Origin of the sequence: Aminobacterium sp. (genome assembly GCF_034926885.1) — a bacterium.
In the GTDB taxonomy this organism is placed as follows: domain Bacteria; phylum Synergistota; class Synergistia; order Synergistales; family Aminobacteriaceae; genus Aminobacterium.
The window spans coordinates 1-15,392 of sequence record NZ_JAYFQR010000014.1; the positions used below are offsets into that span (position 1 = coordinate 1).

The 15,392-nt window shown below is 43.0% G+C and carries 13 protein-coding genes; 8 read left to right on the forward strand and 5 right to left on the reverse strand.

Features of this window, described 5'->3' with window-relative positions; translation table 11 throughout:
• Positions 1 to 102: 102 nt before the first annotated feature.
• The 3 genes from VB083_RS06005 to rpoD form a co-directional block, all read right to left on the reverse strand.
• Positions 103 to 1,569, reverse strand: coding sequence for a PAS domain S-box protein (locus VB083_RS06005; protein WP_323401865.1), 1,467 nt, complete (start codon positions 1,567 to 1,569; stop codon positions 103 to 105).
• 8 nt (positions 1,570 to 1,577) lie between these two features.
• Positions 1,578 to 1,859: a PQ-loop domain-containing transporter gene (locus VB083_RS06010; RefSeq protein ID WP_213690880.1), complete on the reverse strand. Its 282-nt coding sequence runs from the start codon at positions 1,857 to 1,859 to the stop codon at positions 1,578 to 1,580.
• A gap of 72 nt (positions 1,860 to 1,931) precedes the next feature.
• The gene (gene rpoD / locus VB083_RS06015; RefSeq protein ID WP_213690879.1) at positions 1,932 to 3,068 is read right to left on the reverse strand and encodes an RNA polymerase sigma factor RpoD; all 1,137 of its coding nucleotides are present in this window, start codon (positions 3,066 to 3,068) and stop codon (positions 1,932 to 1,934) included.
• A gap of 643 nt (positions 3,069 to 3,711) precedes the next feature.
• On the opposite strand from rpoD, the gene VB083_RS06020 reads away from it, so the two are divergent.
• The 6 genes from VB083_RS06020 to VB083_RS06045 all read left to right on the forward strand — a co-directional run bounded on the left by VB083_RS06020 (position 3,712) and on the right by VB083_RS06045 (position 10,642).
• The gene (locus VB083_RS06020; RefSeq protein WP_323401866.1) at positions 3,712 to 5,337 is read left to right on the forward strand and encodes a dipeptidase; all 1,626 of its coding nucleotides are present in this window, start codon (positions 3,712 to 3,714) and stop codon (positions 5,335 to 5,337) included.
• Between the two features lie 218 nt (positions 5,338 to 5,555).
• Positions 5,556 to 6,137, forward strand: coding sequence for a DUF6305 family protein (locus VB083_RS06025; RefSeq protein WP_213690877.1), 582 nt, complete (start codon positions 5,556 to 5,558; stop codon positions 6,135 to 6,137).
• An 81-nt stretch (positions 6,138 to 6,218) separates the two neighbouring features.
• Positions 6,219 to 7,547 (forward strand): C4-dicarboxylate ABC transporter, encoded by a 1,329-nt coding sequence (locus tag VB083_RS06030; RefSeq protein ID WP_213695936.1) that lies wholly within the window; start codon positions 6,219 to 6,221, stop codon positions 7,545 to 7,547.
• Between the two features lie 6 nt (positions 7,548 to 7,553).
• On the forward strand, positions 7,554 to 7,718 hold the full coding sequence (locus VB083_RS06035; protein ID WP_213691305.1) for a hypothetical protein: 165 nt from the start codon (positions 7,554 to 7,556) through the stop codon (positions 7,716 to 7,718).
• Between the two features lie 19 nt (positions 7,719 to 7,737).
• On the forward strand, positions 7,738 to 8,907 hold the full coding sequence (locus tag VB083_RS06040; protein ID WP_307879795.1) for a succinylglutamate desuccinylase: 1,170 nt from the start codon (positions 7,738 to 7,740) through the stop codon (positions 8,905 to 8,907).
• An 88-nt stretch (positions 8,908 to 8,995) separates the two neighbouring features.
• Complete coding sequence (locus VB083_RS06045) at positions 8,996 to 10,642, forward strand: dipeptidase (RefSeq protein ID WP_213691303.1); 1,647 nt, start codon at positions 8,996 to 8,998, stop codon at positions 10,640 to 10,642.
• An 81-nt stretch (positions 10,643 to 10,723) separates the two neighbouring features.
• Here the strand turns inward: VB083_RS06045 and VB083_RS06050 are convergent, their stop codons facing one another.
• On the reverse strand, positions 10,724 to 11,398 hold the full coding sequence (locus tag VB083_RS06050) for a hypothetical protein (RefSeq protein WP_213691302.1): 675 nt from the start codon (positions 11,396 to 11,398) through the stop codon (positions 10,724 to 10,726).
• A gap of 123 nt (positions 11,399 to 11,521) precedes the next feature.
• Between VB083_RS06050 and VB083_RS06055 the strand changes: the two genes are divergently transcribed.
• Positions 11,522 to 12,880, forward strand: coding sequence for an MATE family efflux transporter (locus VB083_RS06055; protein ID WP_213691301.1), 1,359 nt, complete (start codon positions 11,522 to 11,524; stop codon positions 12,878 to 12,880).
• A 20-nt stretch (positions 12,881 to 12,900) separates the two neighbouring features.
• The gene (locus VB083_RS06060; RefSeq protein ID WP_213695934.1) at positions 12,901 to 13,515 is read left to right on the forward strand and encodes a DedA family protein; all 615 of its coding nucleotides are present in this window, start codon (positions 12,901 to 12,903) and stop codon (positions 13,513 to 13,515) included.
• 40 nt (positions 13,516 to 13,555) lie between these two features.
• On the opposite strand, the gene VB083_RS06065 is transcribed toward VB083_RS06060, so the two are convergent.
• Positions 13,556 to 15,373: a thioredoxin domain-containing protein gene (locus VB083_RS06065; protein WP_323401867.1), complete on the reverse strand. Its 1,818-nt coding sequence runs from the start codon at positions 15,371 to 15,373 to the stop codon at positions 13,556 to 13,558.
• Between the last annotated feature and the right edge of the window lie 19 nt (positions 15,374 to 15,392).

Genomic DNA, 15,392 nt, shown 5'->3' on the forward strand with positions numbered 1-15,392 from the left:
ATGATGTCATGGCGGGTTTACCTCCTATATCCTTTATTTTGGTTGTTTGAGCAACACCAGTATAAAGGAGAGGTGCCCGCCTTTTTCATTATCTCTTTCACTTTACCTAAGTAAACGGAACGAAACTCTGGCCCATCTACAAGAAATTTTTCCATGACGTTTGACAAGATATGAAACTCTGTCTGCATCAATATACAATGCCATTTTATGAAGTGAACTACGAATAGCGTTTTCTAAAGAAGGGTAATTCAAAATCTCAGCTGATATTTCTGAAACCATCTGCTCAACTTTCAATTTTCGTTTTAAAAGAGTTTCTCCCCGTTTCTTTTCTGAAATATCCGTATAAAGATAACATATAGCAACAATACCACCAGGCATTGTCACCGGAGAAGAGTTCAAGAAAACATCGATAATTTGACCATCTTTACGACATCGTTGCGTTTCCAAAAAAACTTTTTTCCCATTAAGAACCATTTGGCAAATGGACAAAGACTGGGCCATATACTTTGATGGGACAATAAAGTCACTTACGGATTTTCCCATAATTTCATCTTTGCTAGAAAAGCCAAACATATGAACAAAAGCATCGTTAACTTCCATTGCCTTTAGAGAAGGATCCAATATGGCAATTCCTGCAGGCGAACTCTGAAAAATTCTCTCAAATTTTTTCTTTTGCAACTCTAATTCAAAAACACTTTGCTTAATAGATGAAACATCAAGAGCTACAACGTGAACATTCGTATAATCAGTCCTCCCATAAGGGACCGACCACCGAATCAAGACGGAAGCAGAAGAAGTTCCATCGGGAAGGGTAAGGAAAATATCCTTTTCAAAAAAACGTTCTCCTTTTAAGAGAGCTTCGAACAGAGCAATATTAAATATTTCCCCTTCGCTTGAAAAAGAACTTTGAAAAAGAGATTGCAATTCATGAACAGAAGAGACGCTAAAAAAGTCTAGGGTTCTGCTATCTGCATCTACAATGCGAGAAAGGGCTATGCAAGCATGAAGGATATGGCGATTTTCAAGCAAAAACGTATGTATACTTTTTTTTGAATCAATAGGAAAAATTTCTTCCAAAAATTTTTTTTGAACAGAAAAATCCTGAGTCCACACAGCTATAGGCATAACATCCTCACTTTCTCCAGACATGGATTTTTGACGTAGAGAAGGTAAAGATTTATCGAACTCCGGAAGAAGGTTTGTTATAAGTGATCGAACTTTTCCCTCTTCAATGGGGGGGAAAAGAAACATTCCCCCCTTAATTTCCCGAGCTAAACTATATGTTGCTTCACTAAAACAATCGACTACAAAGGCAACTCCCATCAAAGAAAGCCGCCCTAACTGTTTAATCAATTCTATTTTTTCTACGTCTCTAGCCAAAGACAGACCTACAAAAACAATAAAAGGAGACCCCTGTTTTGCTAATAATAAAGCTTCTTTTAGGTCAGAAACAACAAGCACAGCATATCCCCACTCATAAAGAATTTGCTCTAAAGATTCCTCTCCTTTGAGATACTCTTTAACAAGCAATACCATTCCCTTTTGAGGATACGCTACTGATCCGTTCATCTATGCTCCTATTTTTCTAATTGAGATTCAATCCTTTTATTCCTGAAATAAAGGCACGTATCAATACCTACCATAATAGCATTTAATCCATATAAAATGAGAATCCAGCTAAAACCTTCATAATCTAAGACCACATGCACTATACCTGCCGCATACCCTGTTAAAATAATAAAAAGGAAAGAAAGACTCTTACCTCCCGTACTTTTAGATTTCCATGACTTACAAATCGATGCAGGCCACGCCAATCCAAAACAAATCACCATAAGCGCTTCGAAAATCTTACCAATCATTTGTAACCATCCTCTCAAATACACATTAAAAAGACGCGCATATAGCGCGTCTTTTTATACTTTGACTAATAATTAATCAAGAAAATCTCTTAATTTTTTACTCCGGCTGGGGTGCCTCAATTTTCGTAAGGCCTTTGCCTCTATTTGACGAATTCTTTCCCGCGTAACACCAAAACGTTTACCAACTTCTTCAAGTGTATATGAACGTCCATCTTCCAAACCAAAGCGATATTGAAGAACCTCTCTCTCCCTCTCTGAAAGAGCCTCTAACATTTCATCTATTTGTTCATGAAGCAAATGACTTGCTGCTGATTCTTCCGGGCTCGGTAAATCCCTATCCTCAATAAAATCTCCAAGTTGGCTATCTTCTTCTTCTCCAATGGGTGTTTCAAGAGAAACAGGCAGCTGGGCAATACGTCTGATTTCTTCAACTTTAGAAGCTTCGATTTCCATCTCGGCCGCTATTTCTTCATCTGACGGCTCCCGCCCCAGTTTTTGAACGAGCTGCCTCGAAACCCTTACCATTTTATTTATTGTCTCCACCATATGAACTGGAACCCTGATTGTTCTTGCCTGATCGGCAATGGCACGAGTAATAGCCTGACGTATCCACCACGTCGCATAAGTACTGAATTTAAAACCTTTTCGATAATCAAATTTTTCTACAGCACGAATAAGTCCCAGGTTCCCTTCCTGTATTAAATCAAGGAATAACATTCCACGCCCGATATATTTTTTTGCAATGCTCACAACAAGGCGAAGGTTAGCATCAATGATCTTCTGCTTAGCCACTTCACTACCTGCCTCCACCTGCTTCGCCAATGCAACTTCCTCTTCTGGTTCTAGAAGGGGAACTTTTCCAATTTCTCGCAAGTACATGCGGACAGGATCTGTCAATGGTATATCATCAAGTTTACCTATTTCACCATCGACAGAGGGTTGAGCAAGAGCTTCTTCTTCAGCTATATGCTGCCCTTTTTCTTTTCCTTCATCATCAGTTACTTCAATCCCCATCTCCATAAGATTTGCTACAACATTCTCAAGTACTTCCGCACTCCAAAATTCTATGGGGATGTATTTTTCAATATCTTTTTGGGTCACATATCCCTTATTTTGTCCCTCTTGAATAAGTTCTCGCACCTTATTCATATAAACAGCAAGCTCTTCTTTTGTAACGTCTCTTTTAGTTTGCTTTTTTTTGTTCTCCATAAAGAGAGTAATCCTCCTCTGGTTTTATTGCATAGACATATTATACCTGCTCTTTCTCAAGCTATAAAGCGCAAAAAAAGAACAGGCCAGTTAACTATCCTTGCCTGATCTGACTTTAGATTAACTCTACAATTAAATATATCGTGATATTATATCATATATGAATGTTCGCAAGTAAAACACAAACCAGTTGTTGTATAATAATTCAAACAGAACCAAATTGTTGTTGCTCATGCTTACCTCTAGTTCATCCTCCCGCATATTAAATTCAAGACGAGTATCTATTCATATTTTTTATTTTGTTCTTTTTGTTCAAAAATTTACAGAGCCTACAGAGCCTATGGAGAACAATAAAGCTCGCTTTTTAAGAGTCTTGTTATGAACAAAAAGATACACTTATGAACAAAATTTTCAAAACATTGCCTTTTATTTATTCCAAGTTAGCATTAACAATCAATAACCTTCAATATAAAAACTTCTGATGCAGTATGCAGTTTGCACCTTGACACGTCGTTCAAAATTCTATAACCACCATACAAAAAAGAGATTTCGTTACACTTTTTCAGCGTTTTTACAATGCAGCCATCATAAGAAAATTCATGGGAATGAATTTGTACTCAAATATCATAATAATGAAAGAAGGATGGTTACGGTGAAAAAGTTACGCCCTGGAATACTTGTAGTCTTTACGGTTCTCCTTGTCTCTTTTATGTCTCTCTCTGCCTGGGGTTGCACTGACATAGTGGTAGGGAAAAAAGCCTCTGCTGATGGATCCGTTATTACGTCCCATACCGCAGATGGCGCTTTTTATGATGCAAGAGTTCGTACAATACCGGGGAAAACCTTCCCTGCAGGAAGTAAGGCCGATGTCTTTTGGAATATTGGAATGGATGAAGACTCTGAACCTGTAAAAATAGGAGAAATTCCTCAAGTAGAAAAGACATACACTTATTTTCATGTAGGTTATCCTTTCATGAATGAGCATGGGGTTGCTATTGGTGAAACTACTATTGGACAAAAAGAAGAACTAAAAACTTTTCGTCCTGATGCACGTGCGATACTGACAATAGAACAACTGGAAATTCTTGCACTACAAAGGGCTAAAACAGCCCGTGAAGCCATTAAAGTTATTGGCGAACTTGCAGAAAAATATGGATTCCTTCCTTCTTGCGGCACCGAAGGAGAATGTCTAACGATTACAGATTCAGAAGAAGCCTGGATTTTTGAAATTCGTAGCGCAGGATTTATGTGGACTCCAGATAGTGGCAAGCCAGGTGCTGTATGGGCTGCACAGAGAGTTCCAGATGATTGTGTTGTTGTCGTCCCTAATATGAGCCGCATTAGAGAAATTAACATCAATGACAAAGACAACTTCATGGCTGCCAAGAACTATAAGCAATTGGCTATTGATAACGGCTGGTATGATCCTAACGGTGATAAGCCCTTTATTTGGCAAGAAGCTTATTCTCCTCTCACTGGAAATGAAGATTGGTCTTTATCGTCTATGTGGATACGTAATAGGCTTTACACACTTTATAGCCAGCTAGATCCAACTAGAGAATGGGATCCTTATGCAGAAACCATGTCTTATCCCTTTGCAATTAAACCTCAAAAGAAACTTTCCGTACAAGATGTAATGACAATGTTACGTAGTCATATGGAAGAAACTCCTTTCGACATGGAAGCAGAAAAAGCATGGTATGTCCGAGAAGGAGACAAAATGGTAAAAAGTCCTCTTGCAACGCCATTTGTAACAAAAGATATGCGAAACCTCTTAAAAATCCCTTATAGCAGACCTATTTCAAAATGGGATTGTGCTTATAGTTTTGTTTCACAGGCTCGATCTGGTTATCCCGCACCTGTAAGAACGGTACTTTGGTTTGGTTACGATAACCCACATACTACATGTTACGTTCCGATCTACTCGGGTGTTCTTGAAACAAGACAAAGCTGGAGAACTTTTGATCGTAACTCCTTTAACCTTAGCTCTGCACAGTGGGGATTCATTTTAGCTGATGATCTCGTGAATCACCGCTATCAAGAAGCTATGGAAGACTTAAAAGCAGTAAGAAATCCTTTGGAGCAAAACTTTGCAAAACAAGTATTAGAAGTAGACAAGAAAGCCCTGGAACTCGCTAAAAAGGATTCGTCTAAAGCACAAGAATATGTAACTAAATTTACAAACGAATGCATGGAAAAAACAGAAAAGGCATGGTGGCAACTTAATTGGGATTTAATAACAAAATATAACAATAACAGGAAAAAATAGCATTTCGTTCTTTTTTGTTCTTTTTGTTCAAAATGCCGCATAGCTGGTAGAGAACGATAAAGCTTGCTTTCCAAGAGGTTTGTTATGAACAAAAAGATACACTTGTGAACGAAAAAATCAAAAATATTGTTCTTTCTCAATGCTCAAGTTAAGGTATGCACAGACAAACGCGATTTTGGTAACAAAGTCGCGTTTATTTTTTAAGGAGGGGAAACATCATGAAAATGAATCTAAAAACTTCCCTACTTTTAGGAGTGGTCTGTCTCTTTGCCATTCTTAATGTAGCTGGAGCTGGTATAGCAGCAGAAACACCCACTGTTGAAGCTCCTATTATTGTAACAACCTGTGGACAAAGCCCAGGTGCGGTAATGGTAAAGATGTCTCTTATGCAAGCTAAGCTGGCACCTGTAGAGAGTAATAATACCATTGCAGCAAGCGAGTTAAAGGGCAAAGGTTACAAGACTCTTATCGTGACTACCGGTACAAGCGGCAAAGGAATGGGTGCTGCAGGCACTAACGTCAACAAAGAAATAGCACGATGCAAAGAAGTTATTGAAGCTGCAAAAGCCGAAGGGATTATTGTTATTACTGCCCACGTAGAAGGAATGGCTCGTCGTACAGATAGTGCCGACCAAGCTTCTATAGATGAAATCATTCCCCTTGGAGATGCAATACTTATCGTTACAAACAGTAATACCGATGGTTATTTTACAAAATTAGCCGAAGAAAATAATAAACCTCTGATTGAAGCCAAAGATGCTCTTGCCATTGGCACAAGCTTGAAAGAGTTAAGCAAATAGTTATTTTTTCAAAGAGCCCTCGGTTGTAACCGGGGGCTTGTTTTCTCTACAAAAGAGATTAAGGAAAGGAACGACTCAGTCATGTTCACACACTCAGTAGTAATTTTATTAGTCATAGCCGTGGCTTTCATCATTCCGAAAGTCATGAAGCTGAGCACGGAGCTTTCGATGTTCGTAGCAGCCTTGGCAGGAGCTGCCGCCCACTCCATCATGCTCAGCGTAACGGGAAGTCCCCACAATCCCGTGGCCCTTCTTCCCATTCGTCACATTGTGGAAGGCGCTTTCACCTACTTTGATGTCTGCCTCATTTTTCTCACGGCTACCTTCTTCATGGCCCTTCTTCGGGAAAGTGGCGGCGTCGCCTTTATTGTTCGGAAGATCGTTTCGACCTTCCATTCAAGACGAACCATCTGCCTTTTGCTGCTCACCTTCGTGTTGCTTCTTCCCGGAGCCCTGACCGGTTCCGGTGCAACAACGGTTCTTACCGTAGGAGCCCTCGTCGGTTCTGTTCTGGCTGCCATGGGTGTCGATGAAACGAAACGGGCGGCCATCATCTTTTTAGGAGCAGCCATGAGCGCTGCCGCTCCTCCTATCAACCTCTGGGCCATGATGGCTGCCGCTGGTGCCAACATGCCCTACGTGGGATTCGGCAAACCGCTGTTTGTCCTTTCCGTTGCCGGAGCGCTCTTCTCCATGTTCTGGCTTGCAGGACGAGGAACGAAGAAGATCGATCTCGACCAGGCTCTGGCCAATCTTCCGGAAGCGCCGGAAGGACAAAACTGGTTCAGAGTTCTTGCCCCATTCATTCTGCTGTTGGCTTGCGTTATTGCGGGACGAATCTGGTTCTTCTCACTGCCCGTACTGGGATTGCCCCTGCTCTTCATGGTCGCTTCTTTCGCAGTGGTGCTTCTCAGCCCGCGCAAACTTCAGTTCTGGTCTATCGCCTGTTCCACCGTTCACGGCCTTCTTCCTCTCGTAGGCATCATGGTGGTTGTAGGTGTACTTATACAGATTATGGCCCTGAGCGGAGCGAGAGGGCTCATCTCCCTAGCGGTGGTTACCCTTCCCCTGGGAGTGCTCTACCTCACCCTCTGCATTATTCTGCCCCTCTCTGAGGGACTGGTGCAGTATGCTGTTGCTCCGTTGCTGGGCGTACCGCTCATCATGCTCTTCAACATGCGCGGTCTCGACCCCATCATCGCCTTATCGGCCATGGCGGTCATATGGCCTCTGGGAGACTGTTTGCCGCCAACCGCCGTCGTGGGACGGGCCACAGTTATGGAACTGGGGTATAAGGGACGGTATTTCGGGGATTTTGTGAAAGCCTGTCTGGTGCCCATGGCCTTCATCGCCATCTTGGGAACGCTCTTTCTCATCTTCAGCACCAGACTGTCATTTCTTGGAGGCTAGAGAATCATGATATTGGCAAATACCATCATTATGTACCTGTATTACGCTATGGTCCTCTTCTTCGGAGGCGCCATACTCTGCAACTTCATCAAGACAAGGAATGCCCAGGAAGCAGTGCTCTACAGCATTGTGCTCATGCCCTTCGTGCTGAGAATCCTTCGGCTGAAGTAGGAAGAGGGGTGAAGAGAAGATGAAGGGAAAACTGAATGGCATCAAGATACTTTCGTTGGTCGTAGCCCTTGTTTTCGTGGCTATTGCCGGACGGGAGTTTTACGGACACCGACATTTCAAGGAACCGGTAGTTCCCTCTCCCTCACTTACTGAGGTGAAGAAACTCTCAGACTACGAACCGACGTTGAAGGGAACGCCCAACGACAGCAACGTCTACATTTTTGACAGTGGTGTTCCTGGCGGAACGGCTCTGCTTCTTGGAGGAACCCACCCCGAGGAGCCGGCGTGCAACCTCGGAGCCCTTCTCGTCGCCGAGAACGTGAAGGTGGAGCAGGGACGGCTCATCGTCATTATTCGGGCGAACCGAAGCGCTTCTACATGCACTCGTATGGGCGAGGCCTACCCCACGTACTACTACGTGAAGACGCCGTGGGGACAGAAGCAGTTCCGTATGGGCGACCGCTGCACCAATCCACTGGACTCGTGGCCCGATCCCGAAGTGTATATCCACTATCCCAGCCGTCAGATGTTGGCCTATATGGATATCAGAAACCTGAACAGAACCTGGCCGGGTCGACCCAACGGCGCCCTTACAGAGCGAACCACCTGGGCCATGACCCAGCTCATTCGCCAGGAGAAGGTGGATATCGCCGTGGATCTTCACGAGGCCGAGCTTGAATATCCGGTGGAAAATACCATCGTAAGCCATGAGAAGGGACAGGCCGTAGCGGCCATGACATCCATGACCCTCACCGCCGAGCTTTTCGAAGTGCCCCTGAGCATGGAGTTTTCACCCAAGGCCCTTCACGGCTTGTCTCACAGAGAGATCGGCGATCATACCGACGCCATGTCTCTTCTCGTTGAGGTCGCCGAACCCATGCTTGACCGTATTCGTGGCATTACCGACGAATATCTGCTCATGACGGGCCGCGATGAGTTTGTTATGAAGGCGGGGGAACACAAGCTCCTCTACGCTCCTATCGACGAGCGGGGCTGGCCTATCGATGTTCGGGTGGGACGCCATTCCTCCACATTCCAGAAAATGCTTGAATTTTATTCTCTTACAGCCGTTGATCGCCCCGTTGTTATCTCTGGGGTTCCAGGCTATACGGAAGTTATAGAGAACACGCTGGGCACCTATATGAAAAACCCTGAGGATGCACCAGCTCAAAACATCTACTACGATTAAGAGGGGGTGAAATCTCGTAAACATCTGATCTTTTCTATGTCAACTGGTTTACGAAGTAGTGGCAACACAAAAAAAGGAGGGAAAGTGTATGAATTCTAAAATGCTTAAAGTAGTAACAATAGCATCTCTTGCAGTCTTCCTTGCCGGATCTGTGGCATCTGCATGTACCACAATCCTCGTAGGAAAGAAAGCTTCTGTCGATGGCTCTGCAATGGTAACCCATACATGCGATGGTTGGTATGATAACCGTGTCAGAGTCATTCCCGGTGCAGCACACAAAGAGGGAGAAATGACGCCCGTTTATAAAGAGATATGCCATGGCACACGCCCTAACAAGCCTCTTGTAAAAGTCGGCGAAATTCCTCAGGCGAAAGAAACATACACATATTTCCATGTGGGTTATCCTTTCATGAATGAACATCAGGTTATCATGGGAGAAGACACTTGGAGCGGACGTGACGAAAACTACTGCGAAAATGGCTGGATGATGATTGAGCAGCTTGAAGTGTTTGCTCTTCAACGCGCTAAAACAGCCCGCGAAGCCATTCAAATCATGGGTGCCCTTGCTGAAAAGTACGGCTATGGTGACGGCGGAGAGACCCTTAATATCGTTGACGGCAAAGGCGAAGCCTGGATGTTCGATATTTGCGGACCTGGTCCCCTTTGGACACCTGAAAGCGGTAAGCCCGGCGCTGTCTGGGTTGCCCAGCGTGTGCCCGATGATTGCTTCACAGTAACCGCTAACCGTTCTCGAATCGGCGAAATCGACTGGAACGACAAAGAAAACTTTATGTATTCTTCCAACATCAAAGAATTCGCAAAAGATATGGGTTGGTGGAAAGAGGGAGAGAAATTTGTCTTCCACAAAATCTATAACCCAGAACCTTACGGAACTCCTTACTATCAGCAGAGACGTGAGTGGAGAGTCATGAGCCTTCTTGCACCTTCCCTTAAGATCGCAGAAGATGCTGCTGAGATGTATCCTCTGATGGTAAAACCCGACAAGAAGATTTCTGTAAGAGACCTTATGACTGTTAAACGTGATTACCTTGAAGGAACACGCTTTGATCTTACAAAGGGAATGGCTGCTGGCCCCTTCGGAACACCAAACCGTTACCCCACCCCGAAGAGCGTTCGTCCTGAAGATAAACAGGGCGTAGACTGGACAAGAGCTATTTCCATGTTCCGCTGCTCTTACAGCTTTGTCGCTCAGGCTCGTAGCTGGCTTCCCGACGCCATCGGTGGTGTTCTGTGGTTTGGAGAAGATGCTCCTCACTCCACAGTCTATATGCCAATTTACGCCGGTGTCACATCTCTTCCCAAGAGCATAACCGACGGTAAGCGTGCAGAGTTTGATAGAAATTCCGCTTGGTGGGCATTCAACTTTGTTTCCAACTGGGCAGATCTTAAATTCAGCTACATGATTAAAGACATCAAAGAAGCTCAGAAAGCTTACGAAGATGAATTCTTTATGTATCAGTCAGTCGTAGATAAAGAAGCTGTCGCTCTTTACAAAGAAAGCCCTGCAAAAGCTAAAGCCTATCTTACCAACTACACCAACAACAGCATTAATAAAGTTGTTGAAGGCTGGTGGAACCTGGCTTGGACTCTTGTCGGCAAATATTCCGACGGCTACATCACATCTCCTGATGGTAAACAGCAGTCTGTAGGTTACCCCACAGATTGGCTTAAGACAGTTGGTTTCGGCGAAGAAGAATCTGAACCTAAAAAATAGCACTAACGTAAATACGTAAAGAAGTAAGGGGCTGTCAATTAAGGCAGCCCCTTTTTTATTTCGATCCGATATAATTTTATCTTACCCTTTAGCTAACTTTGCAATCATGCTAAGAGGAGAAGGAAAAGGCACTTCTGGAGACGGGCCAACTGCTTCTCGCGTCTCTTCGAATTCCATTTCATATAGGAGACGACTAATCTCAAGTTTTAAAGGATCATCTGTCTCGTAGGGAATTGAAAAACGCCGATACCCAAACTGTTCGGCAAAAAATCCTAATTCCCGGTTCCCCTTCTCTTTTCTCATTGCCTCAAGAAACTGAGCGAGAAAATCTTCATCGTCAAAAAAAGGAGAAGAACTAACGAGAACAATTGCTTTAAAACTCCCCAGAAGCATAGATCTGCTCCAAAAGTTACACAGGGAAACTCCAGCACGTATAGCTCGATTCCCATCTGTTTGCCGCGCCACTAAATCCTCCATCAAAGTTGAGTAACCAAAAACTGCTGTGAATCCCAAGGTCAGCCCTCTTGCACGTCCAGGAATAATCATGCAATCTCGAAGAAAAGGACCTGCAAAACCCATGCGGGGACTCGAGAGGCAAAAAAGCTCACTTCCTAGTGATAAAGAAAGAGATGCTAATGTAACAAGTTCACCGCTATAGAGATGGTTCACCGATATAGGGCGGTAGTCAATTCCCAAAGGCAACCACGACGCAATATCCATATCAAGATTGACATTCCAGTATGGAAGGTTATTCATAGCTTATATACCTCCTTCCCGGGAAACAATTTGTATAATATATCGCATCACTCGTTACCCTACAAGCGCGGAATTACCTGTCTGTTATACTTTAAGAAACTCTTTGTATTATGGAGGTTTCAGATGGCTTATGAATCAACTTTCCTTGAAAAAGAATCTATTCTGAAACTGATTCCCAAGCTATCTTTTCCCGCCATGGTAGGAATGATCGCTCAAGCTCTCTATAACGTTGTCGATGCGATCTTCGTAGGGCGGGGCGTTGGCATGCTGGCTATTGCTGGAATATCCATTGCATTTCCAATTCAAATGGTAATCATGGCAACAGCACAAATAATTGGTGTGGGCAGTGCTTCTATTATCTCACGAAGTCTCGGAGAAAAAAATAGAGAAAAAGCAGAAAAGACTCTTGGAAACCTTATGAGTTCAACCTTGCTGCTTAGCGCTATAGCCGCATCTTTCGGACTTTACTTTCTTGAACCTATCCTCCGTCTTTTCGGAGCAACAGATGCTATTCTTCCTTTTGCCGCCGCGTATATGAAGATTCTATTCGCAGGATCTGTTTTCTTTGCCTTCTCAATCGCATGCAATAATGCAGTACGAGCAGAAGGAAACGCAACTTTTGCTATGCAAACCATGCTTATTTCAGCAGGAGTAAATGTCGTTCTCGATCCTATTTTTATATTTATCTTAGGCATGGGGATTCAAGGAGCAGCGATAGCAACCGTAATAGCTCAAGCCTCAACAGCACTATGGCTAGGATTATACTATCTTAGAGGGAAGAGCGATGTCCGTTTTTCCTTACGTAATCTCAAACCCCAATTCAACATTTTATCTGAAGTAATAGCTATTGGCCTTTCCGCTTTTCTCAGACAAGGAGCAGCAAGTCTTTCACTCGTAGTTATAAATCGACAGCTCGCTTTTTGGGGAGGAGATGCAGCAATTGCCGCTATTGGAATCTTACTCAGGATAACTCAATTTGCTGTTATGCCCATCTTTGGAATAGTACAGGGACTTCTTCCTATCGTCGGCTACAATTTTGGTGCAAGGCTCTTTTGTCGGGTTACGACAGCAATGAAACTCACAATAGCCATTTCTACTTTTTTATGTTTTCTTTCTGCCGCTCTTCTCTATTTCATGCCAGAGACACTCATCTCTTTGTTCAGCACCAACAGAGAACTTCTCCCCTTGGGCATTACAGCATCTAGGTATATGGCTATAGGTTTCCCTTTTATAGGATTTCAAGTTATGGCTTCTGGACTGTATCAAGCTATAGGAAAGGCTGTACCTGCTCTTTTTCTCTCTTTGCTTCGTCAAGTATTACTATTAATACCACTGGTTCTATTTCTCCCCTCCATATATGGTCTTCAAGGAATTTGGAAGGCCTACCCCATTTCTGATGTTTTAGCAGCTATAATAACTCTGATTCTATATAGGCGGGAAATGCAACGTCTTACAACGCTTTGCTCAGAAAGATTACGATAAAGAAAAGGAGAATTGACTCTATGCTTGAAACTGCCGTATCTTGGCTCGTCACAACTATTGGACATCTTGGATATCTCGGAATCATATGCCTTATGTTTCTCGAATCTTCCTTTTTTCCCTTCCCAAGTGAAGTTGTAATACCACCTGCAGGCTACTTAGCTTCAATCGGCGAAATGAATATTTTACTTGTTATCATAATGGGAATACTGGGGAGTATTCTCGGAGCCCTCTTCAATTATTGGATTTCTCTCCGATTTGGGCGTCCCTTTTTCCATAAATATGGGAAATACTTCTTTCTAAAGGAATCAACGCTCGATAAAGCGGAACATTTTTTCGTACGACATGGACACATCAGTACTCTTATAGGGCGTTTACTTCCCGGGATTCGACAATATATTTCTCTTCCTGCCGGGCTATCTAGAATGCCTCTATTTCCCTTTTGTATCTTTACTGCTATAGGGTCAGGCATATGGGTAACAATACTGGCCTTTGTGGGATATTGGGTAGGAAATAATAAAGAATTGGTAACTGAATATCTTCACACCGTAACAATTATTGCTGTTATTTTCTGCTTCTCTATCGCTTCTATTTATACAATTTATGTAAGAAAAAAGAACAAAAACAACGGAAAGTAAAGAAACTCAGGAGGTTCGTGAGACACGAGCCTCCTGAGTTTTAAAAGTCGAGAACTGCAGTAAGAAAATGGGTGTAGAGTACTGGATTCTGCTGAACGTTTTGCGCAAATGCAGCTCCTATAGATCGAGCCTTTTGAAGATGTTCCTTTTTCCCAGTTCTTTGGTGCATACGCAATAAGTTCATCATAGCCACAGAGTTACCTGAAACAACAGCACCATCTTCGGCTTCCAAGGGTCTGAAAAAGAGCAACTCATCTTTCTCAGAGGTCATAAAATAGCCACCACTATTTTCGTCATAAAAGAGAGAATCCATGCGCTCAGAAAGTTTTACTGCTCGCTCACCATAGACTGGCTTTCCTGTAGCCTCTTCTAATTCGAGAAGTCCCCAGATCAAAAAAGCATAATCGTCGAGGAAACCAGAAACAGATCCTTTACCGTCCACAACGCTATGATAGATTCCTTTTTCTACATGAACAGCCTTAGATAAAATATACTCCGTTGCTTTTTGAGCCCCATCAATAAAACGTTGTTCTTTAAAAATTCGTCCCGCGAACGCTAAAGCAGCAATCATCAAGCCATTCCAATCTGTAAGAATCTTTTTGTCGCAATGAGGGCGAGAACGTTTATTCCTCGCGTCAAGAAGCAAATGACGAGAGGCAGCTAACTCTTTTTCTAACGTTTGCAAGTCGATCTCATACTTTTCCGCCAATTGAGGAATAGGGGCAGAAAGAGCGAGAATATTATCGCCCATTCGTCGTCCAGTAACTGGATGGTTATAATTCCCACTTTTCTGAATGCCGTACGCATTTAGGAAGAGAGGCAATGATTCTGGCGGCAATATCTCCCGTATTTCCTTCTCCGACCACACATAAAAACGCCCTTCTACTCCTTCACTATCGGCATCTTCGGCAGCATAAAAAGCTCCCTGAGGAGAGCGTAAATCTCGCAACACATATGAAGCTATATCAAAAGCTACATTTTTATACATTTCTCGGCCTGTTACTTCCCATGCCGAGGCATAAGCCAAAAGGAGAAGAGCCTGATCGTAGAGCATCTTTTCAAAATGAGGAACTTTCCATTCCCTATCAATAGAATAGCGGGCAAAGCCTCCACCGAGATGGTCTCGTATTCCCCCCATAGCCATCGTCTCTAGTGTTCGCTCCACCATTTCAAAAGCTTTATCCTCTTTAAACATCTTCCCATATTCAAGTAAGAAAAGAAGAGAATGAGGCATCGCGAATTTGGGGGAATCCGCAAATCCTCCCCACAAAGGATCAAAACTCTCACACAATCCTTTAAATGCTTCTTTTGCGACACTTCGCCCCGGACAAGAACCTTTTTGGTTTGATATTCCCTTTTTCAAAGCTTCTAAAATACTATCTGCTGATTGAATTACATTTTGCTTTTGCATAAGCCAAAGCCACTTAACACGTGGAACTATATCGACAAGACCTGGAATCTGTCCAGACGTCCGTTTGGGAACATAGGATATCGCAAAAAAAGGTTTACCATCTGGCGTCAGAAAAAGATTTAAGGGCCATCCGCCACTCCCATTCATGATAAGACTCACGGCCATACATGCATGGTCAATATCCGGACGTTCTTCTCTATCCACTTTTATAGAAATACAAGCATCATTCAGGAGGTTAGCAACTTCGTCATCACTGAAGCTCTCCTTTTCCATAACATGACACCAGTGACATGAAGAATATCCGATACTCAAAAATATGGGTTTATCCTCTGTTCTAGCTTTCTCAAAGGCTTCAGCTCCCCATGAATACCAATCTACTGGATTATGAGCATGTTGAAGTAAATACGGACTTTTTTCATTGATTAACCTATTCGATTTATTTTTCATTACTTCACCTCTAAAAATC